Source organism: Microbacterium sp. NPDC089186 (assembly GCF_040685115.1).
In the GTDB taxonomy this organism is placed as follows: Bacteria; Actinomycetota; Actinomycetes; order Actinomycetales; family Microbacteriaceae; genus Microbacterium; species Microbacterium galbum.
The window spans coordinates 798,267-824,017 of record NZ_JBFBHJ010000002.1; the positions used below are offsets into that span (position 1 = coordinate 798,267).

At 72.0% G+C, this 25,751-nt stretch carries 23 protein-coding genes; 11 read left to right on the plus strand and 12 right to left on the minus strand.

Annotation, left to right across the window (positions count from 1 at the left end):
- Positions 1 to 72 precede the first annotated feature (72 nt).
- The 3 genes from AB0N82_RS10120 (at position 73) to AB0N82_RS10130 (ending at position 3,203) form a co-directional block, all read left to right on the plus strand.
- Entirely contained in the window at positions 73 to 912 is an 840-nt protein-coding gene (locus tag AB0N82_RS10120; RefSeq protein WP_363391112.1) for an aldolase, read from the plus strand.
- The gene (locus tag AB0N82_RS10125) at positions 909 to 2,063 is read left to right on the plus strand and encodes a Gfo/Idh/MocA family oxidoreductase (RefSeq protein ID WP_363391114.1); all 1,155 of its coding nucleotides are present in this window, start codon (positions 909 to 911) and stop codon (positions 2,061 to 2,063) included. Before AB0N82_RS10120 ends, AB0N82_RS10125 begins: the two co-directional genes overlap by 4 nt.
- A 144-nt stretch (positions 2,064 to 2,207) precedes the next feature.
- A complete protein-coding gene (locus tag AB0N82_RS10130) occupies positions 2,208 to 3,203 on the plus strand; it encodes a LacI family DNA-binding transcriptional regulator (protein WP_363391117.1) in 996 nt (331 codons plus the stop codon).
- Positions 3,204 to 3,226: 23 nt separating this feature from the next.
- On the opposite strand, the gene AB0N82_RS10135 is transcribed toward AB0N82_RS10130, so the two are convergent.
- The gene (locus tag AB0N82_RS10135; RefSeq protein ID WP_315995237.1) at positions 3,227 to 4,567 is read right to left on the minus strand and encodes a hypothetical protein; all 1,341 of its coding nucleotides are present in this window, start codon (positions 4,565 to 4,567) and stop codon (positions 3,227 to 3,229) included.
- A 31-nt stretch (positions 4,568 to 4,598) separates the two neighbouring features.
- Here AB0N82_RS10135 and AB0N82_RS10140 point away from each other — a divergent pair, with 31 nt between their 5' ends.
- The 3 genes from AB0N82_RS10140 to AB0N82_RS10150 all read left to right on the plus strand — a co-directional run bounded on the left by AB0N82_RS10140 (position 4,599) and on the right by AB0N82_RS10150 (position 8,531).
- Positions 4,599 to 6,041 (plus strand): oligosaccharide flippase family protein, encoded by a 1,443-nt coding sequence (locus AB0N82_RS10140; RefSeq protein ID WP_363391121.1) that lies wholly within the window; start codon positions 4,599 to 4,601, stop codon positions 6,039 to 6,041.
- 161 nt (positions 6,042 to 6,202) lie between these two features.
- Positions 6,203 to 7,390 carry a nucleotidyltransferase family protein gene (locus tag AB0N82_RS10145; RefSeq protein WP_363391124.1) on the plus strand — a complete coding sequence of 396 codons (1,188 nt, stop codon included), beginning with the start codon at positions 6,203 to 6,205 and terminating at the stop codon, positions 7,388 to 7,390.
- A gap of 136 nt (positions 7,391 to 7,526) precedes the next feature.
- The gene (locus tag AB0N82_RS10150; protein ID WP_315995240.1) at positions 7,527 to 8,531 is read left to right on the plus strand and encodes a glycosyltransferase family 1 protein; all 1,005 of its coding nucleotides are present in this window, start codon (positions 7,527 to 7,529) and stop codon (positions 8,529 to 8,531) included.
- Positions 8,532 to 8,543: 12 nt separating this feature from the next.
- Here AB0N82_RS10150 and AB0N82_RS10155 read toward each other — a convergent pair whose 3' ends face one another.
- Positions 8,544 to 9,629, minus strand: a complete 1,086-nt coding sequence (locus tag AB0N82_RS10155; RefSeq protein WP_363391127.1) for a glycosyltransferase family 4 protein — start codon at positions 9,627 to 9,629, stop codon at positions 8,544 to 8,546.
- Between the two features lie 140 nt (positions 9,630 to 9,769).
- Here AB0N82_RS10155 and AB0N82_RS10160 point away from each other — a divergent pair, with 140 nt between their 5' ends.
- The 4 genes from AB0N82_RS10160 to AB0N82_RS10175 all read left to right on the plus strand — a co-directional run bounded on the left by AB0N82_RS10160 (position 9,770) and on the right by AB0N82_RS10175 (position 14,282).
- Positions 9,770 to 10,672, plus strand: a complete 903-nt coding sequence (locus tag AB0N82_RS10160) for an SDR family oxidoreductase (RefSeq protein ID WP_315995242.1) — start codon at positions 9,770 to 9,772, stop codon at positions 10,670 to 10,672.
- 217 nt (positions 10,673 to 10,889) lie between these two features.
- Complete coding sequence (locus tag AB0N82_RS10165) at positions 10,890 to 12,284, plus strand: alpha/beta fold hydrolase (protein ID WP_363391130.1); 1,395 nt, start codon at positions 10,890 to 10,892, stop codon at positions 12,282 to 12,284.
- Positions 12,281 to 13,834, plus strand: coding sequence for a GMC family oxidoreductase (locus AB0N82_RS10170; RefSeq protein ID WP_363391133.1), 1,554 nt, complete (start codon positions 12,281 to 12,283; stop codon positions 13,832 to 13,834). Before AB0N82_RS10165 ends, AB0N82_RS10170 begins: the two co-directional genes overlap by 4 nt.
- A 103-nt stretch (positions 13,835 to 13,937) precedes the next feature.
- Positions 13,938 to 14,282 carry a LysR family transcriptional regulator gene (locus AB0N82_RS10175; RefSeq protein ID WP_315995245.1) on the plus strand — a complete coding sequence of 115 codons (345 nt, stop codon included), beginning with the start codon at positions 13,938 to 13,940 and terminating at the stop codon, positions 14,280 to 14,282.
- Between the two features lie 166 nt (positions 14,283 to 14,448).
- On the opposite strand, the gene AB0N82_RS10180 is transcribed toward AB0N82_RS10175, so the two are convergent.
- The 10 genes from AB0N82_RS10180 to AB0N82_RS10225 form a co-directional block, all read right to left on the minus strand.
- Positions 14,449 to 16,089 carry an ABC-F family ATP-binding cassette domain-containing protein gene (locus AB0N82_RS10180; RefSeq protein WP_363391136.1) on the minus strand — a complete coding sequence of 547 codons (1,641 nt, stop codon included), beginning with the start codon at positions 16,087 to 16,089 and terminating at the stop codon, positions 14,449 to 14,451.
- A gap of 193 nt (positions 16,090 to 16,282) precedes the next feature.
- Positions 16,283 to 17,212, minus strand: coding sequence for a site-specific tyrosine recombinase XerD (gene xerD / locus AB0N82_RS10185; protein ID WP_363391139.1), 930 nt, complete (start codon positions 17,210 to 17,212; stop codon positions 16,283 to 16,285).
- 1 nt (position 17,213) lies between these two features.
- Positions 17,214 to 17,792 (minus strand): NUDIX hydrolase, encoded by a 579-nt coding sequence (locus tag AB0N82_RS10190; RefSeq protein ID WP_363391142.1) that lies wholly within the window; start codon positions 17,790 to 17,792, stop codon positions 17,214 to 17,216.
- Between the two features lies 1 nt (position 17,793).
- Complete coding sequence (locus AB0N82_RS10195) at positions 17,794 to 19,491, minus strand: CTP synthase (protein WP_315995279.1); 1,698 nt, start codon at positions 19,489 to 19,491, stop codon at positions 17,794 to 17,796.
- 110 nt (positions 19,492 to 19,601) lie between these two features.
- A complete protein-coding gene (gene recN / locus AB0N82_RS10200) occupies positions 19,602 to 21,296 on the minus strand; it encodes a DNA repair protein RecN (protein WP_315995249.1) in 1,695 nt (564 codons plus the stop codon).
- The gene (locus tag AB0N82_RS10205) at positions 21,293 to 22,213 is read right to left on the minus strand and encodes an NAD kinase (RefSeq protein ID WP_363391146.1); all 921 of its coding nucleotides are present in this window, start codon (positions 22,211 to 22,213) and stop codon (positions 21,293 to 21,295) included. Before AB0N82_RS10205 ends, recN begins: the two co-directional genes overlap by 4 nt.
- Positions 22,210 to 23,010 carry a TlyA family RNA methyltransferase gene (locus AB0N82_RS10210; RefSeq protein ID WP_363391149.1) on the minus strand — a complete coding sequence of 267 codons (801 nt, stop codon included), beginning with the start codon at positions 23,008 to 23,010 and terminating at the stop codon, positions 22,210 to 22,212. The genes AB0N82_RS10205 and AB0N82_RS10210 overlap by 4 nt, the downstream gene beginning before the upstream one ends.
- On the minus strand, positions 23,007 to 23,177 hold the full coding sequence (locus tag AB0N82_RS10215; RefSeq protein ID WP_363391152.1) for a hypothetical protein: 171 nt from the start codon (positions 23,175 to 23,177) through the stop codon (positions 23,007 to 23,009). Before AB0N82_RS10215 ends, AB0N82_RS10210 begins: the two co-directional genes overlap by 4 nt.
- A 19-nt stretch (positions 23,178 to 23,196) precedes the next feature.
- Positions 23,197 to 24,234, minus strand: a complete 1,038-nt coding sequence (locus AB0N82_RS10220; protein ID WP_315995253.1) for an HAD-IIA family hydrolase — start codon at positions 24,232 to 24,234, stop codon at positions 23,197 to 23,199.
- Complete coding sequence (locus tag AB0N82_RS10225) at positions 24,231 to 25,031, minus strand: hypothetical protein (protein ID WP_363391156.1); 801 nt, start codon at positions 25,029 to 25,031, stop codon at positions 24,231 to 24,233. The genes AB0N82_RS10220 and AB0N82_RS10225 overlap by 4 nt, the downstream gene beginning before the upstream one ends.
- Positions 25,032 to 25,037: 6 nt before the next feature.
- Between AB0N82_RS10225 and AB0N82_RS10230 the strand changes: the two genes are divergently transcribed.
- A partial coding sequence (locus AB0N82_RS10230; RefSeq protein ID WP_363391159.1) for a hypothetical protein occupies positions 25,038 to 25,751 on the plus strand: 714 nt, incomplete at its 3' end.

Here is a 25,751-nt window from a genome sequence, read left to right on the forward strand (position 1 = left end):
GTCTTGCCCCCGCATACTGACCGTCGAGCGCAGAGCCGCGCCCCGACCCGACGTCTCGGAGACCCACACCCCATGTCGAAACCCCGCCTCAACCGCCTCTTCAACGCGCGCTCCGGTCGCGCGTTCGACGTCGCCGTCGACCACGGCGCGTTCCACGAACCCTCGTTCCTGACCGGCATCGAAGACATGGCGAAGACCGTCGCCACCCTCGTCGACGCCGGCCCCGATGCGGTGCAGCTCACCCTCGGCCAGGCCCCGCTGCTGCAGTCCGTCCCCGGCAAGCAGAAGCCCGGGCTCGTGCTGCGCACCGACATCGCGAACGTCTACAACGACCCGCTCGAGGCGCCTCTGCACAGCATCCACGTGCCCGACGCCATCGAAGTGGCGGTCCGCCTGGACGCCGTGGCCGTGTGCGTCAACCTGCTCGACCTGCCCGGAGAGCCCCAGGTGCGCGAACAGTGCATCCGCTCGATCCTGGCGCTGCGCACCGACGCCGAGAAGTACGGGATGCCGCTGATGATCGAGCCCCTCGTGATGCAGACCAAGCCCGGCAGCGGCGGATACGGCGTCGACGGCGACACCGCCAAGGTCGTCACCCTCGTCCGTCAGGCGCGCGAACTCGGCGCCGACCTCATCAAGGCCGACCCCACCGACGACATCGGCGACTACCACCGCGTCATCCAGGCCGCCGGCGACACCCCCGTGCTCGTGCGCGGCGGCGGGCGCGTCGACGACCGCACGCTGCTCGAGCGCACGCAGGCGGTCCTCGAGCAGGGCGCCCGCGGCATCGTCTACGGCCGCAACGTCATCCAGCACCGCGACCCGGCGGGCATCACCGCCGCCCTCATGGCCGTCGTGCACGAGAACGCTTCGGTCGACGAGGCGCTCGCCCTGATCGGCGGTGCGGCATGACCGGCAGGAAGATCGGCGTCGGCATCATCGGCGGCGGCCTCATGGGGCGTGAGATCGCCGCGGCGCTCCGCCGCTGGCCCGCCCTCATCGACCACCCGGCAGAGCCCGAGCTCGTCGCGGTGTGCGACATCAACCCCGCGGCGCTCGAATTCTTCGAACGCATCGACACCGTGCAGCTCACGGCGACCGACCACCACGAGCTGCTCGCCGACCCGCGCGTCGACGTCGTCTACATCGCCGTCCGGCACGACCTGCATGAGCGTCTCTACGTCGACACCGTGCGCGCGGGCAAGGCGCTGCTGGCCGAGAAGCCGTTCGGCATCGATCAGGCCGCGGCCGACGCCGTCGTCGCGGCCATCGCCGAGACCCCGGAGTCCTTCGTCCGCGTGTCGAGCGAGATGCCGTTCTTCCCCGGCGCGCAGTGGGCCGTCGACTACGTGCGGTCCGGCGCCCTCGGCCGCATCGTCGAGGCGAAATGCACCTTCCTGCACTCCAGCGACATCGACGTGAACAAGCCCCTCAACTGGAAGCGGCAGAAGCAGTTCTGCGGCGACGCGGGAGTGCTCAACGACCTGGGCATGCACACATGGCACGTCCCTCTGCGCCTGGGCTGGACGCCCGAGAGAGTCGTCGGCATCCTGCAGGACATCGTCACCGAGCGCCCCGGTCCCGACGGCTCGCCGCAGCCCTGCGACACGTGGGACAACGCCGTCATCCACTCCTGGGCCCGCCACGAGGGCGCACCCTTCCCCCTCACGACCGAGACCAAGCGCATTGCGCCGGGCCAGAAGAACACCTGGGAGTTCGAAGCCATCGGCATGTCCGGCGGCGTCCGCTTCAGCACGAAGAACCCGAAGCAGGTCGAGGTGTTCGCCTTCGTCGACGTGCCCGGCGTCGGCCGGGAGCAGAGCTGGCAGAGCGTCGACGCCGGCAGCCAGTCGGTGTGGCCCACGGTGACGGGTCCGAACTTCGAAACCGGATTCTCGGATGCCATCCTGCAGATGTGGGCGGCCTTCCTCGCCGAGTACGTGGGCGAGCTCGGCGACGGGTTCGGCTGCGTCCGCCCCGAAGAGGCGGCGCTCACCCACCGCCTGTTCGCCGCGGCCATCGCCTCGCACGAGACCGGCACGCTGGTGGCCCCCACCGCCTGACCCCCTCGAGTGTCCACGACACGCCGCCTCCCTCCCCGCGACGCGGCGCGTCGTGGACACTCGACAGTCGGTCGCCTCCGCGTCGGCGGCCGGGATCCCTATGCTCGGAGGATGCCGTCCGACGGCATCCACCCGAGGAGACGCATGCGAAAGACCGGCCGGCCGACGATGGTCGACGTCGCGGCAGAGGCGGGCGTGAGCTTCAAGACGGTCTCGCGGGTCATCAACGGCCAGCCCAACGTCGACCCCGCGATGGCGGAGCGCGTGCTCGCCGCGGTCGATCGCCTCGGCTACCACCGCAACGCCCTCGCCGCCAGTCTGCGCTCCGGTGACCGCGACACGGTCGGCTTCATCGCCGCCGATCTGTCGAACACGTTCTACATGTCGGTCGCCGCCGCCGTCTCGTCGGTCGCCTCCCGCGAGCGCATGCACCTGGTGATGGCATCCAGCGAAGAGGATGCCGCGACCGAGCGCACCCTCGCTCTCGACCTCTGCCAGCGCCAGGTCGGCGGTCTCATCGTGGTGCCGACGGCCGATGACCACTCCTACCTGCAGCGCGAGGTCGAGCTCGGCACCCCGGTCGTGTTCCTCGACCGCCCGGGCAGCGGCATCCCCGCCGATGCGATCCTCCTCGACAACCGCGGGGGTGCGCGCGCCGCGGTCGCCGAGCTGCTCGAGGCCGGGCACCAGCGCGTCGCCGTCCTCCTCGACGCGCGGAGCATCTTCACGATGACCGAGCGCTGGGCCGGCGTCGAAGAAGCCTTCGCCGCCGCCGGGCGCGCGGCCGACCCCGCCCTCGTCGTCGACGGCCTCCACACCCCGGCCGTCGCGCGCGACGCCATGCTCCGCCTGCTCGACTCCGACGCCCCGCCGACCGCCGTGTTCTGCGCCAACAACCGCGTCACGATCGGTGTCCTCGAGGCGATCCTCCCCCGTGGCGCCGACATCGCCCTCGCGGGCTTCGACGACTTCGAGCTGTCCCATCTGCTTCCGCGCCGCATCCGCATCGTCGACTACGACGTCTCCGGGCTCGGTCGCCTCGCCGCCGAGACCCTGCTCGCGCGTCGCAACGCCCCGGCGACCGGCTCGCACACGCATCTCGTGCCGACGCACCTGGTCGACCGGGGCGGCGTCCGCTGACAGCCGCGCGCGCGTGACCCGCCTCAGCGGGCGCGCCGGCGGAGAGCGGCGCGCGTGAGCGGGGCGACCGGGGCGTCTGCGGCAGCAGACCGGGCGAACGCCTCCTCCTCCCGTTCGATCCAGGGCCGGCCCGCCACGACGACGAGCGGGACCAGCACGGATGCCGACAGCGGACTCCACCCGACGAGCTCCATCGGCGTCTCCGTCGCCCCGATCACGAGCAGGCCGATGACGAAGGCGATGCCGACCGCGCGTTCCCGAGCCGACGGATGCCGCAGCGCCGAGACGAACGCTGCGACGATCAGCACGCCGCCGGTGAGGGCGACCACCGCCCCGCCCTGCACCATCGTCGTCAGCGCGAGATTGTGCGCGTGACTGGCGGCGCTGGAGAGCACGTTGCGCAGGAGCGGGTAGTTGTCGGCGAACCAGTGCGCGCCGAGCCCGAACATCCCGTGACCACCGAGCTGCCCGCGGTCGAAGATCCAGATCGCGCCGCGGTAGGTGTAGGCGTCCGGATCGGTCTCGGTGAAGGGCAGCCAGAAGACCGCGAACACCGAGGTGAGGAAGCCGACGACGGCGACGGGGAGGAAAGCCGCCCGGGGAAGCAGTCGAGCGAGCAGCATGACGGCCAGGACCGCCCCCGCCCCGGCGAGCGCGGTCCGCGACGACGACAGCACGAGCGCGGCGCAGATGACCGCCACGAGCAGCAGACGCACCAGGAGACGGCGGGCGAGGAACGCGCACGGAAGGGAGAGCGCAAGGAACATGCCGAACGTGTTCGAGTGCGAGAAGATCCCGGCGAGCAGTGGCGCGCCCGTCAGCGACTTGTCGAACGTGCCGATGCCGCCGGAGACGAGCACCTTCGAGGGGACGACGACGAACGCGAGGATCGACGCGCCGGCCACGACGGCGCCGACATGGCCGAGGATCGCCAGGTCGGGCATTTTCACCCGCACACTCACCAACAAGGCCCCCACCGCCGAGGTGATGAGCAGGCCGAGCGTGGGTGACCGGCCGTGGACGAACTCGTTCGCCGCGAGCATCAGACCGGGCGCGATCGCCAGAAGCAGGGGCGGCCCTTCGACCCGCCAGAAGAGCAAGACGACGAAGGTCGCCGCGATGGCGATCGCCGGGACGACGACGGCACCCAGGTCGTCGAGGGCCGCCGCCACGGCGACCGTGGAGGTCTTCCCCTCCACGTAGTGCTGTCGGTCGCCCAGGAGGGTCTCCACGATCGGCGAGGCGAGGGAGTACAGCCCCACCACGATCACCATCAGACGGCGCGCACGGAGGGAGTCCGCTAACCCCCGCTTCGGGAAGTCGGCGCCCCCGGGAACGGCTCGAGGGGTGGTTAGCGTGCTCACGGCCGCCACCGTATTGCGCAAGGAGCCCTCCGTGACCACCACCGACGTCGTCGCCCCCCGGAGGAAAGGGGCGTTCCTGCTGCTCGGGGCGCAGTGGGGGCGGTACCTCTCGCAGGTGCTCGGGATCGTCATCCTCGCGCGGCTGGTCGGCCCGGGCGATTTCGGCATCGTGGCGCTCGGCGCCTCGGTGGCGGGGCTCGCGGCCGTGCTCGGGGACTTCGGCCTCAGCATGGCGGCGTTGCGCGCTCCCGCCCTCACCGACCGACAGCGCACGAACCTGTTCTGGATGAACACCGGCATCGGCACCGCGGCCGCGGGTCTGGTCGCCGGGGTCGCCCCGGCCTTCGCCGCCGTCTTCGACGACACACGGCTGGTCGTCGTGCTCCTCCTGCTCGCGCCCGCGTTCCTCCTGCGCTCGGCGAGCGCGCAGCTCCGCGTGGAGTTGAACCGGTCGGGTCGACTCGAAAGGCTCGCCGGGTCAGAACTCGCGGGCGACCTGTCGGGACTCGCGGGCGCCGTCGTCCTGGCCCTGCTGGGCGGGGGCTACCTCGCCCTCGCCCTGCAGGGAACGCTGGCCGCCGCGGTCACCCTGGCGGTGGCGTTCGCGTGCACGACGTGGCGGCCCGGTCTCCCCCGTCGCGGAGCGGACATGCGCGGGCTCCTCGCGTTCGGCGGGAACACCTTCGTCGTGCACGCCCTGAACTACGCCTCCACCAACGTGGGCACGCTGATGATCGCGCGGTCCGCCTCCGACCAGGTGATCGGCTTCTACAACCGGGCGACACAGCTCGTGAACCTCCCGATCGACCAAGTGATCACCCCTCTCACGCGCGTCGTCATCCCTCACCTCGCGGGTGCGACCTCGGCATCCGATCTGGGCACGCGACTTGCGAAGTTCCAGGTCGTGCTCTGCTATCCCGCCTTCGCCTACCTCAGCCTGTTCGTCGCCGCGGCGCCCCCCGCCATCGAGGTGGTGCTCGGGCCCGCGTGGACGCCGGCCGCGGCGTTCGTCCCGGTGCTGGCCGTCGGCGCGCTGTTCCAGACCCTCGGCTACCCCCAGTACTGGGCGTTCGTGTCCACCGGTCGATCCGCCCTGCTCCTGGCCTCCGAGGCGGCGGGACGCCTCGCCATGATCGCCCTGGCGATCGGGCTCGCGCCCCTCGGCCCCCTCGCGGTGGCGACGGCGGTCGCGGCCGGGCAGTTCCTGTTGTGGGTCGCGGCGGCCGTCGTCTTCCTGCCGCGCACGGGGGTGCCGTCGTGGCCGCTCGTTCGCGCCGGACTGCGACCCATCGCGATCTTCGCCACGGCACTGGCGGCCTCGACCCTGGTCGATCAGCTGTTCTCGGCCTCCTTCGTTGCCCTCGCCCGCCTCTGCGCCATCGTCGGCGTCTGGGGCGTCGTCGTGACAGCGCTGATCCTGCTCGCCGGCCGTCGCGACCTGCGCGTCATCGCCGGGAGCCTCAGACGTCCGTGACGGCTCCGCGCGTCACGAGACCGCGGGTGAGGTGCGTCGCAAGACAGGACCACGGGGCGGGTGATCCCCCTGACGGACGACTGCTCCTGGGGCGCATACCCGCCTCGACCCCTCCCTGAAGACGCCACAGTGGGGGTTTCCCTTCCTCTCCCCGGAGCAGCATGACGTCCACCGCCTCGCCCGTCATCGCCTGGACGGCGATCGCCGCCGGCGTCCTGGACGTCCGCGCGTCGCCGACCTTCGGCGCAGAGGCCGAGATCCTCCTCCTCCCCGCGCTGCCCGCCGAGGCGTTCTGCCTCACCTCGATCGGAGCGGCGCTGTGGCGACGTCTCGTCGACGACGGGCCGCTCGCCCCCCACCACGTCTCTCCCGCGGAAAGAGCCCTCCTGGAAGAGATGGAGGAGCACGCGATCGTCGCCCGCGATCCGACGCACCGCGCCCGCGTGCACCGGATCGACCGGCCGACGCTGTCGTCGCCCTTCCACGAGCTGGTCCACGCGCTGGTGGCTCACGTCGCGGACGAGCGCGGCATCCGGTGCGTCTTCATCAAGGGGCCGACGCTGCACCGGCAAGGACTGCGGACCCGCGAGCACTCCGGCGACGTCGACCTGTGGTGCGCGCCCGACCGATGGGATGATCTCGCCGACGCGCTGCAGGCGTGGGGATGGGAGCGGGAGCCCCACCCCTGGAGGGGCGCCCAGGCCCACCACACCATCACGATGAAACCGACGGGCTGGGGCTGCGAGATCGACGTCCATCGACGCATGCCGGGGCTCACCCTCCACGACGCCGATGCCTTCGCTCTCTTGATGAGGGATGCCGCCGCCGTGCGATTCGCGGGTGCCGAGGTGCTCGTGCCCCGGGCCGACGCGCACGCGGTGCTGGCGGCGCTGCACGCCGTCCGTCCGGAGATCGGTCGCCCGCGGCCCGCGGGAGCTCATGCCGTCGCCGTCGATCTGCTGACCCGCGCGACCGGATCGATCGCCGCCGCGCGGGAGATGGGTGCCGTCCCGGCGCTGCTCGACGAGCTGCGCGAGATCGATCCAGGAACGGACTTCTCACAGGATGCCGGGGGCACGCCGCGCGACTGGGAGTGGCGTCGTCAGCCGACACGGGCGCGCGCGTACTGGATCGCTCTGCGCGACGAGCCCCCGCTGGTCCTGCTCCGCTGCGCGGTGAGATCGCTGTGGGCGCCCGACGACGTCGCCCTCGCCTCGGCCCGCCGCCGGGGAGAGCCGACGACGAGCGTCGTTCGCGCCCGTTATCGACGCGTGAAGCGGGGAATCAGCGATCTCGCGAGGACGGTGCGTTCCCCCGCCGGCACCGAGGCCGACGGGACGAGGCGATGACCCCCGAGCGCGCGAAGCCGACGGGGATCGTGACGGGCACCGGCTCGGATCGACCGAGCCAGAGGGAGAAGGAATCCTGAACGCCAGCAGCACCGTCGTCGTCAACGGGCGGTTCCTCACCCACACCCCGACCGGTGTGCAGCGGTTCGCCCGCGAGGTCACGCGGGCGCTCGCGACGATGCGCCCCGTCACGGTCGTCGCACCCCCGGGCGATCTCATCGACGCCGATCTGGGCGCGGAGATCGTGCAGGTCGGCCGGCTGAGCGGACACGCGTGGGAGCAGGTCGCCCTGCCCCTCCACCTCCGCCGCAGCGGGTCCCCCCTCCTCCTGGGGTTGGCGAACACCGGCCCTGTCGCCTATCGCCCGCAGGTGGTGACGTGTCACGACATCATCTGGGCGCGGCATCCCGAGAGCTTCGCCCGGTCGTTCCGCCTGCTGTACGCGACGATGACGCCGCTGCTTCTGCGCCGGAGCGCCCACGTGCTGACCGTGAGCCCCTTCTCGCGCGGCGAACTCGTCCGGGAGTTCGGCATCGACCCCCGCCGCATCACCGTGGTCGCCAACGCCGTCTCGCCCGCGTTCCACGCCGACGGTCCGGCGCACGACGAGGGCGTCCCGTACGTCCTCGCCGTCTCGTCTCCGAACCGCCACAAGAACTTCGACGCCCTCGTCGCGGCGTTCGAGGCGGCCGACCTCACGCATATCCACCGGCTGCTCATCGTCGGTCAGCAGGCGCGCGCCTTTCACACGCAGGCGACGACGGCCGCTCCGCGGACGCGCGCGCTCGGCCGCGTCGACGACGACGAGCTCATGCGGCTCTACCGCGGCGCCACGGCGTTCGCCTTCCCCTCGTTGTACGAGGGTTTCGGCATCCCCCCGCTCGAAGCGCAGCGCATGGGCACCCCGGTCCTGGCCGCCCGGTCGAGCGCTCTGCCCGACGTGCTCGGCGACAGCGCACTCTGGGTCGACCCGCACGACATCGACGACATGCGCCGCGGGCTCGAGACGCTCGACGGCGATCCGGCTCTGCGCGCCGACCTCGCGCGACGGGGGCGTGAGAACGAGGCGCGCTTCTCCTGGGAGGCCTCCGCCCGCCGGGTCTCCGACGTCATCGACCGGGTCATGACGACGCGGCGGTGACGACGTCGCCCCTCACCCCCAGACGCGCTCGAGCGCGACGCGCTGAGACGGCGGTGTGAACCGACCGGCGAGGTAGCGCCCCCACCGCGCGCGATTGTCGGCCGCCCAGTGGTCCAGACGTCCCGCCCGCACCGCCTCGACGAGCCTCGGCATCCCGGTGTCCAGACGCACCGCCGGCGGCAGCTCGGGCATGGCCGGGATCGATCGGGCGAGGATGGGGATGCCGCATTCGTACGCATCGAGCACGGCGATCGCCACGGCCGCCTCCCACGCCGCCGTGTGCACGTAGACGTCGAGGCCGGCGAGCTCGGCGGCGACCCCTTCCGGCGACTGCCACCCGGTGACCTCGACGTCATCCGGCGCGTCCTCGGCCCCCTCTCCCCCGCCGATCCACTTCGCCCGCACGTTCACCCCCGGCAGCTCGGCCCGCAGACCGCGGACGACGGAGACGAACGCGTCGGGATCCTTCTGCGGCGCCCAGCGCCCCAGCATCCCCACGGTCACCGTGTCCGCCGCGCTCTCCGACCGGGGCCGCGCGGACGGAGCGCGACTCACCGACGGCACGTTGGGGATGACGAGGAGCCGATCCTCGGGATAGCCGAGGCCTGCGGCGGCGAGCGCCTCCCCGGGGCCGCCTGCCGCCAGGACGTCGGCGCGGGGGCGCAGGATCCTCTCGATCGCCCGGTACAGCATCCGGGCTGCGGCGCCGATGTCGCGACGCTCGAAGGCGAAGCAGTGCGGGGTGTACACGAGCCGCGCTCGTCCCGTCCCGAGCACCCGCGAGTAGACCCCGGGGAAGCTGGAGTGCGCATGTACGACGTCAGGGCGCACATCGGCGACGATCCGGCGCAGCGACGACAGCGCGCGCAACGATGTGGTGACGTCCCAGGCGGCATGGCGGATCTCCCCCACCCCGTTCCCCTCCCGCCAGACCGGAGCCGGAGCGCCGTCGAAATGGGGGGAGGCCACGACGTGCGTCAGACCCGCGGGCGTGTTCGCGATGTAGCTGCGGACGGCGACGGGCACGCCACCGGTCGTGCGGTCCACGAGATGGAGGACGACACGAGGCGGGCGGGGCGGATGGATCGCGGGAGGCACCCCGAGACGCTAGAACCGCACGGCGAGCGTGCGGTCCCGCTCCGAGCGGGCGCCGCCCGGGTGACACGCACCCGTGGGCGCCGCCACCCCGAGCCGTCAAGGCCCGGCCAGGACAGCCGGCCCCTGTCTACCGTCGTCCCATGAGCCACGATCGCGACCAGTTCACCTTCGACAACCCGGTCACGCGCTACGCCCGCGTCGAACCGCCCGTGCAGCACCAGCCCGAGCCGGGGGTGCAGGCCGATATGACGCCCGTGCCCGACCTGGGCGAGAAGACCTATCGCGGCCTCGGACGCCTCACCGGACGCAAGGCCCTCATCACCGGCGGCGACTCGGGGATCGGCGGGGCCGTCGCGATCGCCTTCGCACGCGAGGGCGCCGACGTCGCGATCGTGCACCTGCCCGACGAGCAGCGCGACGCCGACCACATCCTCGACCAGATCCGGGATGCCGGCCGCACCGGCGTCTCGATCGCGACCGACATCACCGACCCGGGCGCGTGCCGCGACCTCGTCGCCCACGCGGCCGAGGCGCTCGGTGGACTGGACATCGTGGTGAACAACGCCGGAAAGCAGGTCATGGTCGAGAAGGTCGACGACCTCTCCGACGAGCAGTTCGAGCAGACGTTCCGCACGAACGTCTTCGCGCCGTTCTGGATCACCAAGGCCGCGCTCGCCCACCTCCCGGAGGGCGGCTCGATCATCAACACCGCGTCTCTCGAGGCCTATGTCCCGGCACCCGACCGCCTCGACTACGCCGCCACGAAGGCGGCGATCAACAACCTGTCGAAGGGCCTCGCGCAGCAGCTCGCCTCCCGCGGCATCCGCGTGAACGTGGTCGCGCCCGGCCCGACCTGGTCGGCGCTGCAGGTGAGCCAGGGGGTCTCCGACGACCAGATGGAGCACTTCGACGACGAGAGCACGTACCAGCGCGCGGGGCAGCCCGCCGAGATCGCGCCCGCGTTCGTCTTCCTGGCATCCGCCGAATCCAGCTACGTCTCGGGCGAGACGCTGAACGTCAACGGCGGCATGGTCACCCCCTGACCCGGCGTCGATGCGCGCCCCGGCCGTCCTTCACCCGACGGCCGGGGCGTTCGTCGTCTCACGGCGGAGATCCCGTCTCGTCGGGCGACGACGGCGTCCGGCGCGGTGAGGCCGCCCGTCCCGACGTCCGACGTTCTGCCCTCGCCGCGCGCTTGCGTAAAACGTTCGGATCCGCAAGCGACCCTTCCCCGACCGCGCGGTACGAAACGGTGAAGACATGTCCGAAGACACCGCCTCCGCTCCCGACGAGGCGCCCCTCACCCTGTACATGCTGCACGCGCTCGGAGCGAGCGCCCGGTCGTTCGACCGTGTGGCCGCGCGACTGGCCGGACGCGTCCGCGTCGTCGGCATCGACCTCCCCGGATTCGGCTCCGAGGCCCACTCCACTGAAACCGACCTCGCCCACACCGTCGCACACGTCGAGAAGGCGCTCGCGGCCCACGAGGGCGGCCGATGGCTGCTGGGCGGCCACAGCATGGGCGGCAAGATCACGGCACTCGTGGCCTCCCGCGTCCTCCGCGGAGAGGCGGCCCTGTTCGGCCTGGCCGGCGTCGTCCTCATGGCCCCGTCGCCACCCCGCCCCGAGCCCATGGACGAGGAGCGGCGTCAGCGCATGCTCTCGTGGGTCGCCGACGGACCGCTCTCCGATGAGGATGCCGAAACCTTCCTCGCCCAGAACGTCGCCGAGCCGCTCGACGCCGAGGCGCACGCGGTGGCCCTCGACGGCCTGCGCCGCACCTCTCCCACGGCGTGGCGCGCGTGGCTCGAGACGGGCAGCACCGTCGACGCCTCGGCCGAAGCGGGCCTGCTCGACCTGCCGGCGCTCGTGCTGGCCGGTGAGGACGACGCCGATCTCGGCGCCGCGGCTCAGCCCGGCTTGCTGGCCTCGGTCTACCCGCGGGCCCGCTTCGTCGCCCTGCCCGACACGGGGCACCTCATCCCCCTCGAGCGCGACGCCGAGGCGGCCGAAGCGATCGCCCGCTTCGTCGATGAGGAGGTGCGGGTCGGCCCTGTCGTCGCCGATGACTGGGCCCGCCTCATCGCCGGTGATCGCGTCGATGACCGAGTACGCGGCATCCTGGCCCGCCGGGCACTGCCCGACGACCGCGGCTACGCGCCCGCGGTGCTCGACCTGGCGCAGTTGACTCTTCTGCGCGAGATCGCCGACCTCGTGGTCCCGCAGGATGGCCTCGCGATCGACATCGCGGCCCGCGTCGACGCACAGTTGGCGCGCGGAGAGGGGGACGGATGGCGCAACGCCGACCTGCCGCCCGACCCCGAGGCGTACCGCGCCGGACTCGACACGCTCGCCGCCGTCTGGCCGACGGACCCCGTCGATCGCGAGAGCATCCTGCGCGCCGCGATCGACGGCGAGAGCACCGCCGAGGGTCCGTTCGACGCGGCACGCCTGAAGGTGTGGCTCGAGGATGTGCGCAACGACCTCGTCCGTCAGTGGCTCGCGCACCCCGCGAGCATGGCGCGCGTCGGGTACGACGGGTTCGCCACCGGCGGCTCGCCCATCCGCGGCTACGTGGAGCTGCGGTTGGGACGCCGAGAAGACTGGGAGCCGTCCGGAGTCGGCGGCACGATCGCGACGGGAGACGCCGCATGAACCTCGAAGCCATGCGCACGTTCGCCGATGACGAGACGGTCGACGTCGTCGTCGTCGGGACCGGCGCCGGTGGTGCGCCGCTCACGGCCGAACTGGCCCGCAAGGGGCTCAGCGTGGTCGCCCTCGAGGCCGGGCGCCACTTCGCGCTCGACGATCTGACCCCCGACGAGACCGAAGCGGTCGAGATCAACTGGATGTCGGAACGCCTGAGCGGCGGCGATGACCCCACGGCGTTCGGACCGAACAACAGCGGTCGCGGCGTCGGCGGCTCGATGCTGCACTGGGGCGCCTTCACGCCGCGTCCCGACCGCCGTGATCTCGCCCTCCGCACGGAGTCGGGCGTGGGCCGCGACTGGCCGGTCGACCCCGACGAACTGTTGTCGTACGTCGAGCGCGTCGAGGGCGACATCGGCGTCTCGGGCCCGAATCCCTACCCGTGGGACCCCGGCCGCACCTACGCCTACGCCCCCGCCAAGCGCAACGCGCCCGCGAACCTCGTGGCCAAGGGCTGCGACGCCCTGGGCGTGCGGTGGGCCGATGCCCCCGCCGCGGTGCTCACGCGTGCACGCCTGCAAGACCACCACGGCGAGCGCAGCGCCTGCGTCAACTGCGGAGAGTGCCATCAGGGATGCCGGGTGGATGCCAAAGCCTCCACCGCGAACACCTACCTGCCGGCGGCGGTCGCGGCCGGCGCCGAGATCCGCAGCGAGTCGATGGTGCACGGCATCGAGCTCGACGACCGCGGCCACGTCTGCGCGGTCGTGTACCGCAAGGACGGCGTGGATCGCCGTCAGCGCTGCCGGGCGCTCGTGCTCGCGGGCGGCGGGGTCGAGACCCCGCGTCTGCTGCTGCACACGGGACTGGCCAACGACAACGGTCAGGTGGGCCGCAACTTCCTCGCGCACGGCGCGACCCAGGTGTGGGGACGCTTCGACGAGCCGGTGCGCGGACACCGCGGCTATCCGTCGTCACTCATCTCCGAAGACATGATGCGCCCGGCGGACGCGGATTTCGCGGGCGGCTACCTCGTCCAGAGCCTCGGTGTCATGCCCCTGACCTTCTCGACGACGCTCGTGCGCGGCGGGGGCCTGTGGGGTCCCGAGCTCATGCAGCGGCTCGAGCAGGCGCGCTTCATGGCGGGCATCGGCATCAACGCCGACTGCCTGCCGGCCGACGACAACCGGTTGGTGCTGAGCGACGAGACCGACGAATTCGGCATCCCGCGGGCGCGCGTGAGTTTCACCGCCGGAGAGAACGAGAAGGCGATCGACAAGCACGCGACGGCGTTCATGTTGCGGGTGATGGAGGCCGCCGGCGCGCGCGAGACGATGGTGCTGGCTCGGACGGCCCACACGATCGGCACGTGCCGCATGTCGAGCGATTCCTCGGACGGCGTGGTGGATGCCGACGGCCGCTCCCACGAGATCCCCAACCTGTGGATCTGCGACAACTCCGTCTTCCCCTCGGCGATCGCCGCGAATCCCGCCCTGACGATCATGGCGCTGTCCCTGCGCACCGCCGACCGCTTCCTGGCATCCACCACCGCCTGACCCCTCCCTGCCGAGTGTCCAGGACACGCCGTACGCACCCCTCGCGACGCGGCGTGTCCTGGACACTCACCACCACGTGGCTCCGCACGGGAGAATGGATGCCATGAAGCTCGAGCACCTCGTCCGGTTCGCCGCCCTCGCCGAGGAGCTGCACTTCCCGCGCGCGGCCGACAAGCTCGGCATCCCCCTCGCCTCGCTCTACACGACGCTCGACAAGCTCGAGGAGGAGGTGGGGCAGCCGCTGGTGCAGCGCACGGCGCCCACGCGCCTGCTCCCCGCGGGCGCCCTGCTGCTCGAGGAGGCCCACCGGCGCATCGCCGATGCGCCTCCGCCCGCGCCGAAGCAGAAGGCTCCCGGCGGCGGCAAGGCCAAGGCCAACAAGGGCAAGGGTCGCGCGCCGATCGTGAAGGGTCAGCCCAAGCCCTACAAGAAGCGCCAGGGCCGCTGACCCGCGGAATTCTCCTTCCCCCCTTCCGCGCCTGATCGATCTTCGGGTCGACCCGACGCTCACCGCTGCCTGTACCCAGGAACGCTGCTGACACGGCATTCCTCGTCACAGGCGGGAGGGCAGCGGCCTCGCATCTCGACGAACGGCGGGCCCCTGGCGACCGGATCTAGAGCTCCGAGACCCGCCCGGCCTCCACGTGCCAGCGACGATCGGTCTCGACGGCCGCGAGCATGCGCCGGTCGTGGGTGACCAGCAGCAGCGTCCCGGTGTACGAGCCCAACGCCTGTTCCACCTGCTCGATCGCGGGAAGGTCGAGGTGGTTCGTCGGCTCGTCGAGCACGAGCACGTTGACCCCGCGCGCCTGCAGCAGCGCGAGCCCCGCGCGCGTCCGCTCCCCCGGCGACAGACCGTCGACCGGCCGGGTGACGTGATCGGCCTTGAGGCCGAACTTCGCCAGCAGAGTGCGGACCTCTCCGGCGTTCAGCTCCGGCACGAGCGCTTCGAACGTCTCCGCGAGCGGCCGCTCCCCCACCAGCAGCGACCGCGCCTGGTCGATCTCGCCGATCGCGACGCTCGTCCCGAGCGACGCCGTGCCCTCGTCGGGCGACTGTCGACCCAGGATGCCGCGCAGCAGCGTCGACTTCCCGGCACCGTTCGGCCCGGTGATGCCGATGCGCTCGCCGGCATTGATCTGGACCGAGACGGGTCCGAGGGTGAAGTCGCCCTGTCGGAACACGGCCCCGGAGAGCGTCGACACGACCGAGCTCGACCGCGGGGCCGACCCGATCGTGAATTCGAGCTGCCACTCCTTACGGGGCTCCTCGACCTCGTCGAGTCGCGCGATGCGGCTCTCCATCTGCCGCACCTTCTGCGCCTGCTTCTCACTCGACTCGGTAGCGGCCTTGCGGCGGATCTTGTCGTTGTCGGGTGACTTCTTCATCGCGTTGCGCACGCCCTGGCTCGACCACTCGCGCTGCGTCCGGGCTCGAGACACGAGATCGGCCTTCGTCTCGGCGTACTCCTCGTACTTCTCCCGCGCCTGTCGCCGCAGCGTCGCGCGCTCCTCGAGGTAGGCGTCGTACCCTCCGCCGTAGACGCGGTGCGTGTTCTGCGCCAGGTCGAGCTCGAGCACCCGGGTCACCGATCTGGCGAGGAACTCGCGGTCATGGCTGACCAGCACCACGCCGCCGCGCAGGCCCCGCACGAAGTCTTCGAGCCGCTCGAGGCCGTCGAGGTCGAGGTCGTTCGTGGGCTCGTCGAGAAGCGCGATGTCGAAGCGCGACAGCAGCAGCGCCGCGAGCCCCACGCGCGCCGCCTGACCCCCGGAGAGCCCGGTCATCCCGGCATCCGGTCCCACCTCCAGCCCGAGGTCGGCCAGAACCTGCGGCATCCGCTCGTCGAGGTCGGCGGCGCCGCTCGCGAGCCACCGCTCGAGGGCCGTGGCGTAGGCGTCGTCAGCGCCCACGGCCGTGGGGTCGCCGAGGGCCGCCGCCGTGGCATCCATTTCGCGGGTCGCCTCCGCGCACCCGGTGCGACGAGCGATGTACTGCGCGACCGTCTCACCCGCGACGCGCTCGTGCTCCTGCGGCAGCCACCCGACGAACGCATCGGCGGGCGCGAGGCTGACGGTTCCGGCGAGGGGCTCGTCGGCCCCGGCGAGCAGCCGCAGCAGGGTCGACTTGCCGGCCCCGTTGGCCCCGACGAGCCCGACCACGTCGCCGGGCGCGACCGTGAGGTCGACGCCCTCGAAGAGCGTGCGGTGGCCGTATCCCCCGGCGAGGTTCTGGGCGACGAGGGTGGCGGTCATCCCCCTATCCTCCCAGGCCGGCCGCCACGCACTGCGCCGTCACCGGTGGGCCGAAGGCCCCGCCGGCGCTCCGCGTCGGTCACGTCGCTCGACCACGACGACGATGAGCCCCAGGATGCCGAGACCGGCGACCGGGAGTGCCCTGGCGACGACCGCGGTGCGCACCGCCGGCACGACCGGCGCGTCCCGCGCCTCACCGCGCCCGCGGATGAGAGGTCGCGTACACGTCGCGCAGCGCGTCGACCGAGACGTGCGTGTAGATCTGGGTCGTCGCGACCGAGGCGTGGCCCAACAGCTCCTGCACGACCCGCACGTCGGCGCCGCCCTGCAGCAGATGCGTCGCGAACGAGTGCCGCAGGGTGTGCGGTGAGACGTGGGCGGTGAGCCCCGCGCCGTCGGCCGCGGCCTGGATGATCAGCCAAGCGCTCTGACGCGACAGCGGGGCGCCGCGGACGCCGAGGAAGAGGCGCGGCGTCGCGCGTCCCTTCGCGGCGAGGGCGGGTCGCACGCGCGTCAGGTAGGCATCGAGGGCAGCCCGGGCGTACGAGCCGACCGGCACGATGCGCTCCTTGTCGCCCTTGCCCCGCACGCGCAGCAGGTCCCCCTGAGCGACGTCGTCGACGTCGAGGTGGACGATCTCCGACACGCGGGCTCCCGTCGCGTAGAGCAGTTCGAGCAGCGCCCGATCGCGCACCGCAGCGGGGTCCGCGGCCGTGGCGTCCGCGGATCCGGGCACCGGTCCTGCGGCATCCAGCAGGGCGTCGACCTGCGTGATCGTCAGTGCCTTCGGCAGACGCCGGGGCGCCTTCGGCGGCCGCAGGCGTCCGCTGGGATCGGCCTCGGACCGCCCCTCGCGCACGAGGAAGCGGTGGAGTCCCCGCACGGACGACTGCATCCGCGCCAGGGACGATGCCGCGGGAGGAGGCTCGGCCGAGGCGCGCTCCGCGCCGAAGTCGGCGACCCGTTCCGGCGTCACCGCGTCGACGTCGACGATCCCGCGTGCGCGGAGCCACTCCACGTACACGTCCAGATCGCGGCGGTACGCGGCGACGGTGTGATCCGACAGGCCCCGCTCGAGCGCGATGTGACGCAGATACGTCTCGACGGCGCGCTCGAGCTCCACGTCAGGCCGACGCGGCCTCGCGGCGGAGGACCTCGGCGGCGGCGAGCGCCCCCGCGGCCAGGATGCCGTTGCGCAGGCGCCCGCCGATGACCCCGTCGATCACGTCGGCGAGCGGCACGCGCTCCACCCGCATGTCGGACTCCTCGTGCTCGCGCTCGTAGTCGGTCTCGACCGTGCGCAGGCCGCGCGCGAGGAAGAGATGCACGACCTCGTCATTGCCCCCGGGCGTGGTGTGCATCGACAACAGGTGCTGCCAGCGGTCGGCTTCGAGGTCGACCTCCTCGGTCAGCTCGCGCTTCGCGGTCTCGATCGGCGGCTCGCCCGCCACATCGAGCAGGCCAGCCGGGATCTCCCAGTCGCGCTCCTTGATGGGGTGGCGGTACTGCTGGATGAGCACGACCCGTCCCTCGTCGTCGATCGCCACGACGGCCGCGGCCCCCGGGTGCTCGACGTACTGGCGGGTCATCTCCCCGTCGCCGTAGCGCACGGTGTCGCTGCGGACGTCCCATACGGCACCCTCGTAGACCACCTCGGTCGAGACGACCTCGAGGTCGACCGGCTCGTCGCGCAGCTGCTCCACGTCAGTCCTCCTCGACGTCGAACAGTTCGCTCGAGCGGTGACGCTCGAGGGCCGCGCCGACGAGCCCGCGGAACAGCGGGTGCGGCTCGGTCGGACGCGAGCGCAGCTCGGGATGCGCCTGCGTGGCGATGTAGTACGGGTGCACGTCGCGCGGAAGCTCGACGAACTCCACGAGGTCGAGGTCGGGGTTCAGTCCCGAGAACACCAGGCCCGCGTCGCTGAGCTGCTGACGGTAGGCGTTGTTGACCTCGTAGCGGTGGCGGTGGCGCTCCGAGATGCTGTTCGCTCCGTAGACCTCCGCCGCGAGCGAGCCCTCCGCGAGGGCGGCCGGGTACAGCCCCAGACGCATCGTGCCGCCCAGGTCGCCGCTCTGGAGGATGTCGACCTGCTCGGCCATCGTCGCCACGACGGGGTGAGCGGTGTCGGGATCGAATTCGCTCGACGACGCGCCCTCGAGACCGGCGACGGTACGCGCGTACTCGATGACCATGCACTGCAGGCCGAGGCAGATGCCGAGAGTGGGGATGCCCTGCTCGCGAGCGAAGCGCAGCGCACCGAGCTTGCCCTCGATGCCGCGGATGCCGAACCCGCCCGGCACGATGATGCCGTCGACGGCTCCGAGGGCCTTGGCCGCCCCCTCGGGCGTCTCGCACAGGTCGGACGGGATCCACGTGATCTTGACGTGGGTCTCCTGCCCGAAGCCACCGGCCTTGATGGCCTCGGTGACCGACAGGTACGCGTCGGGGAGGTCGATGTACTTCCCGACGAGACCGATCGTGACCTCGTGCTTGGGGTTGTGCACCGCCTGCAGCACGCGGTTCCAGCGCGACCAGTCCACGTCGGCGGCCTTGGAGATCTCGAGAGCGTCGACGATGTACGCGTCGAGACCCTGGTCGTGCATCATCGACGGGATGTCGTAGATGCTCGGCACATCGATGGCGTTGACGACCGCGTCCTCGTCGACGTCGCACATGAGCGCGATCTTGCGCTTGTTCGACTCGGTGACGGGCCGGTCGCTGCGCAGCACGAGGGCGTCGGGCTGGATGCCGATGGAGCGCAGGGTCGCGACGGAGTGCTGCGTCGGCTTGGTCTTCTGCTCGCCCGAGGCGCCCATGAAGGGAACGAGCGAGACGTGCACGAAGAAGACGTTCTTGCGACCGAGCTCGTGACGGATCTGCCGCGCCGACTCGATGAACGGCTGCGACTCGATGTCGCCGACCGTGCCGCCGATCTCGGTGATGATGACGTCGGGCTGCGGGCTCTCGCTCGCCTGCAGGCGCATGCGGCGCTTGATCTCGTCGGTGATGTGCGGGATGACCTGCACGGTGTCGCCGAGGTACTCGCCGCGACGCTCGCGCGCGATGACCTGCGAGTAGATCTGGCCCGTCGTGACGTTGGCCGCCTGGCTGAGCTCGATGTCGAGGAAACGCTCGTAGTGGCCGATGTCGAGATCGGTCTCCGCGCCGTCGTCGGTCACGAAGACCTCGCCGTGCTGGAACGGGTTCATGGTGCCCGGATCCACGTTGAGATAAGGATCGAGCTTCTGCATGACCACGCGGAGTCCGCGGGCCGTGAGGAGGTTGCCGAGGCTTGCCGCCGTCAGGCCTTTACCCAGGGAGGAGACGACCCCTCCGGTCACGAAGATGTGCTTCGTCGTGAAGGTCGTGCTGTCTGAATGTCCCGCGTCCGAAGTCTGCATCACGGGCTTCGATCCTATCAGTCGGGTGTGGGGGTTCGCCTCAGAGTCTGGCAGCCCCTTCCGACATCCACGTCACGCCCGCGTGTCGATCGGGGGTCGAAGCACTCGGATCAGCGCGTCCGGCCGGTCTCGAGCAGTTCCCGCGCGTGCGTCAGAGCGGCATCCGAGTCGGAGAGTCCCGACAGCAGCCGCGCCATCTCCGCTTCGCGCTCCGCTCCGTCGAGCCGACGGACGCTGGATGCCGTGACCGCGCCGTCGTTCCCCTTGACGACGGTGAGGTGGTTGCCCGCGAACGCGGCGACCTGCGCGAGGTGCGTGACCGCGATCACCTGCGAGGATTCGGCCAGGCGCGCCAGACGTCGTCCGACCTCGATGGCCGCGGCGCCGCCGATCCCGGCATCCACTTCGTCGAAGACGAACGTCGGCACCGGGTCGACGCCGGCGATGACCACCTCGATGGCGAGCATCACACGGCTGAGCTCTCCGCCCGACGCCCCGCGCGACACCGGCCGCGGGTCGGCTCCGGGGTGCGGAGCGAGGAGGATCGAGACGTCGTCGCGGCCGTGCGCCGCGGGCGCGGCGGCAGCCACGTCGACGGTCAAGCGCGCATCGGGAAGGGCGAGGGCGTGCAGCTCCTCGGTCACCGCCGCGCCGAGCCGCTCCGCCGCGTCCCGGCGGGCCGCGGTCAGGGCGTCGGCGGCCGCGTCGAGTTCGCGGGCGGCGGCGTCGCGCTGAGCGGTGAGGCGCTCGACCCGATCGCCGTCGTCGTCCAGTTCGACGAGGCGGGCCGATCCCGTCGCCAGAAGCTCGATCGCGGCGTCCACGGAGCCGTGGGTGCGCGCCAGCGCCGCGAGCACGCCGCGGCGCTCGTCGACCGCCGCGAGCTCGTGGGGACCGGACTCGTCGAGGTCGGCGAGATAGCCCGACAGTGCGACGGAGGCATCGGTCGCGCGGTACCCCAGATCGGCGACCTGCTCGCCGATCGCCGCCAGAGCGGCGTCGCTTCCCGAGATGCGTTCGAGGGCGCGACGGGCCTCCGCCAGGAGTGACACGACGTCCGGGGCGCCGTCCTCGTTCGACAGCGCCGCGTGCGCGGTCACCGCGGCAACGCGCAGTTCCTCGGCGTTCGCGAGGCGCTCGGCGCGGCGCGCGAGCTCGTCCTCCTCGCCGGGGAGAGGAGCGGCCGCCTCGATCTCCGCAATCGCGGCACGCAGCTGCTCGGCCTCGCGAGCCCGGTCATCGCGGTCGCCGGTCAGCGCCGACAGCTCGGCGTCGAGGGTGCGCCAGGCGTCCCACGCGGCGCGATAGGCCGTCCGGGCCGCGGTCACGGTGTCTCCGCCGAAGCGGTCGAGCGCATCGCGCTGCGCCGAGGCCGACCGCAGCCGCAACTGGTCGGATTGCCCGTGCACCACGACGAGATCGTCGGCGAGGTCGGCGAGCACTCCCGCGGGAGCGGTCCGGCCGCCCACGGTGGCGCGACCCCGGCCCTCGCTCGACACGGTGCGCCCGAGGTACAGCTCCGCCGCCCCCTCGCCGACCGGCTCGACGTCGCCGCCCGCCTCGCGCACGCGAGCGGCCACGGGGCCGTCCTCCGGTACGAGCCACACGCCCTCGACCGCGGCCTGAGCGGCGCCCGAGCGCACCGCGCCCGAGTCCGCCCGCTGCCCCAGCAGCAGTCCGAGACCCGTGACCACCATCGTCTTGCCCGCGCCGGTCTCCCCCGTGATCGCCGTGAACCCACGCCCGATGGGCAGGGTCGCGTCGGCGATCACGCCGAGGTCTTTGAGCCGCATCTCCTCGATCACGCCGCACCTCCGGTGGCGCCGCGCCACCCGGTGACGGGAAGGCGGAACTTGCGGACCAGTCGATCCGTGAAGGCCGCCGGGTGCAGGCGGGCGAGACGCACCGGCCGCGACGATCGCCGCACGACGACTCGCGCCCCGGGCGGCAGCTCGTGAGAGCGACGACCGTCGCACCACAGGATGCCGCTTCCGCTCGTGCGCTCGAGCACCTCGACGGCGACCGTGGCGTCGGGGCTCACCACGAGGGGGCGAGCGAAGAGCGCGTGCGCTGACAGCGGCACCACGGCGATGGCTTCGACGGTGGGCCAGATGACCGGCCCCCCGGCCGAGAAGTTGTACGCGGTTGATCCGGTGGGCGACGCGACGACGACCCCGTCGCATCCGAATGACGACAGTGGTCGGCCGTCGACCTCCATGACCACCTCGAGCATGCGCTCCCGGCTGGCCTTCTCGACAGTGGCCTCGTTCAGTGCCCAGGTCTCGAAGATGACGCTGTCGTCGGCATCCAGCACACGCACGGCGAGGGCGAGACGTTCCTCGACGGTGTAGTCCCGCGCGATCACGCGGCGGACGGCGTCGTCCATGTCGTCGCGCTCGATCTCGGCGAGGAACCCGACGTGCCCCATGTTGATGCCGAGGATGGGCGCCCGCCCTCCGCGCACGGTCTCGGCGGCGCGCAAGATGGTGCCGTCGCCGCCGAGGACGATCGCGAGTTCCACGTCGGCGATGTCGACGTCGACGCCGAGAGTCTCGACGCCCTCGAGCGAGAGCCGCTCGGCCAGTTCGGGTCGGTCCTCCGCCGAGACGACGGGGGTCGCCCCCGCCGCGCGCACGGCGGTGAGGATGCGTTCGGCGGCTTGGACGGTGTCGTCACGACGGGCGTGCACGACGAGGAGGATTCGGCGATCGCTGGGGGTCATCGGCTTCCGGTCAGTTCGGTCACGGTGCTCTCCCATTCTGAGGGGTCACCGCCCCGGACGGCCGAGAACCACGCGACATACTCCTGGTTGCCGTGCGTTCCGACGAGGGGCGACGCGATCAGGCCGGCCGTGCGCAGTCCCGTGTCCCATGCCGCCCACAGCACGCCGTGCACCGCGTCGGAGCGCAGGGCGGGGTCGGTGACCAGCCCGCCCTTCACCGCCGTGCGACCCACTTCGAACTGCGGTTTGATCAGCAGGACCACGTCGGCGTCGGGGGCCGCGGTGTCCGCGACGGCCGGGAGCACGTGGTGCAGGGAGATGAACGACAGATCGCCGGTCACCACGCGCGGGCGCTCGTCGACTCCCGTCGCGGCGGCGAGGGAGTCGGCGGTCATGAACCGCACGTTATACCCCTCGACCGACACGACGTCGGGGTCGCCGGCCAGAACGGTGGACAACTGCCCGTGGCCGACATCGACCGCCATGACCGGTCGGGCACCGCGCTCGCGCAGCACCTGCGTGAACCCGCCCGTCGATGCCCCGAGGTCTAGGGCGGTGCGCCCCTCCACCTCGATCGGGAAGGCGTCGAGTCCCGCGATCAGCTTGTGCGCCGCGCGGCTGACGTAATGGTCGGCGCCGGCGACGGAGATCTCGTTGTCGTCCACGACCGGCGTCGACGGCTTGACCACCGGCCGCCCGTCGACGCTCACGACGCCCGAGGCGATGAGCTGCGCCGCGTGCGAGCGCGAACGGGCGAGTCCGCGGGCGGCGAGGGCCGCATCGAGGCGGGTCGTCACGGGCGCGACGCGGCCGACGAGTCGGTGGGGGCCGACGCGAGGCGCTGCGCCAGTTCGTCGTGCACGGCGGCGTAGGCGTCCGCGCGCACGTCCAGCGGCTGCTCCTCGATGAGGCGCAGCCGATCGATCAGATCGGTCGGGGCATCCGGGGCGGCATCGTCCGACATGGATGCCATGCTACCGACGTCAGCGCACCCGGAACGGGTCCGCGTACAGCTGCTCCGGCACGCGGAAGCCGAAGATGGCCCGGCCCGAGTTCCAGATGGCGGCTGCTCCCGCGCGCAGGAGGTCGATCTGGCGGTCGCCGGTCGACACGATGCGCAGGTCGACGCCGTCGATCTCGACGACCGCGTCGCCGACCCGCGTGCGGTCACCCTTGACGACGGTGGCCGGGTACGGCTCGAACAGCTGACGCAGGTCTTCGACGATGTAATCAGGGCGCTGGGAGGGCGGTGCCGCCAGCACCTGCTTGGGCCGGTCGATGCCGGTCAGCACGAGGACCGACGGCATCTCGGCGACGCGCGCGCCCTGGATGTCCGTGTCGAGACGGTCGCCGATGAACAGCGGCGAGGTCGCGCCCGTGCGGGCCACGGCTTCGTCGAAGATGGGGCGTTCCGGCTTGCCGGCGATGGTCGCCAGGCGCCCCACCGCCGTGTGGACGGCCGACACGAGCGTGCCGTTGCCCGGGGCGATGCCCCGCGCCTGAGGAATGGTCCAGTCGGTGTTCGTGGCCACCCAGGGGATGCCACCCTCTTCCACCGGCGTCGCCAGCGCGTAGGCGGCCTCGGCGAGGTGCTTCCACCCCACCTCGGGCGCGAAGCCCTGCACGACCGCGGCCGGGGAATCGTCGGCGCTGCGGGTGACGACGAAGCCCGCCTTCTCCACCTCGACGACGAGTCCCTCCCCGCCGATGACGAGGAGCGTCGAGCCCGCCGGGACGAGGTCCTTCATCAGCCGCATCGCGGCCTGCGGGCTCGTGGTCACGTCCTCGGCCGCGACGCTCAACCCGAGCGAACTCAGGTGCTCCGCCACCGACGCGTCGGTGCGCGAAGCGTTGTTCGTGATGTACCCGAGACGGAGCCCCGCGGCCTGGGCGCGGTTGAGGCTGTCGACCGCGTGCGGGAGTGCACCCGGGCCCGCGTAGACCACGCCGTCGAGGTCGGAGAGCACGACGTCCACCCCGTCCAACGGGGTGGGCTGCGCGGCCGCGCGGCGGAAGATCATCGCGACCCCTCGGCCTCGTCGTCCGACGCGGTCCCCTCGTCATCCGGGACGACGTCCTCGTCCGACGCGGATGCTTCCTCGTCGGAGGTGGCAGAGCCCGGGTCCGTCGCAGCGGAGTGCTCGTCGGGCTCGGCGCCGGCCGTGTCATCGGACGCCTCCGAGGTGTCGTCGTCGTCGACGTCGTCGACGGGAATGACACCGGATGCCACGTCCACTCCGCCGTCGTCATCGATCAGGTCGATCTCCTCGACGACGATGACCTCGCGATCGGCCACTCCGGCAGCGGCGTCCAGCGCCTCTGCGGCGATGTCCGCGCGCCGTTGCCACTCCGCGGCCTCCGCGTCGCGCCCCAACTCCTCGAGGACGGCCGCACGCGCGGAGAAGAGAGCGGGGCTCCATTCGAACGCGCGGTCGGGATCGGCCTCGGGGATCTCCAGCTCCTGCAGGGCACGATCCGTCTGCCCGAGGTCGAGGCGGGCACCCGACATGGCGATCGCCAGCTGGACGCGCACGGGCACCGACAGAGTCGAACGGTCGACCGCCCGGCCTTCCTCGAGTGCGCGGTCGGCACGACCGACGCCGCGTTCGCTGTCGACGATCAGCGGCAGCTGCTCGTCGGAGCCCGTGATGCGGCGGTGCGTGCGCAGCTCGCGCAGGGCGAGCGCGAAGTCGCCCACCGCGTAGGCGGTGATCGCGACGGTCTCCCGGACGACGCCCACGCGACCCGCGCTGCGCGAAGCGGCGAGGGCGTGCTGGTGGGCGAGCGCGGGGTCCTCGTCGATGAGGCGGGCCGCCATCGCCAGATGCCGGGCGACGTTGTCGGCGTTGTCCTTGCTCAGGGTCTTGAGCTCGTTGCGCGCCGCGCCGGGCAGGTCGAAGGCCGTGATGTCGTCGGGCAGCTCGGGGCCACGTTCGCGCCGGTCCTGCGGCGGGCGGGGCGCGCGCGCATCGTCCCGGTCGAAGCGGCGGGGCGCTCCCGCGCCGGGGCGGCTGTCGCGCGAAGGACGCCGATCGCCGCCGCCGAAGCCACGCTCACCGCCGTCACGACGCACGGGACGGTCGCCGTCGCGACGGAACGGACGGTCACCGTCGTTCCGGTACGGACGCGCCTCCCCGTCACGACGCACAGGTCGGTCGCCGTCACGACGCGCGGGACGGTCGCCGTCACGACGGAACGGACGGTCACCGTCGTTCCGGTACGGACGCGCCTCCCCGTCACGACGCACAGGTCGGTCGCCGTCACGACGGACAGGACGGTCGCCATCACGACGAACAGGACGGTCGCCGTCACGACGCACGGGACGGTCGCCATCACGACGCACGGGACGGTCGCCGTCACGACGGAACGGACGGTCACCGTCGTTCCGGTACGGACGCGCCTCCCCGTCACGACGCACAGGTCGGTCGCCATCACGACGGACAGGACGGTCGCCGTCACGACGGAACGGACGGTCACCGTCGTTCCGGTACGGACGCGCCTCCCCGTCACGACGCACAGGTCGGTCGCCATCACGACG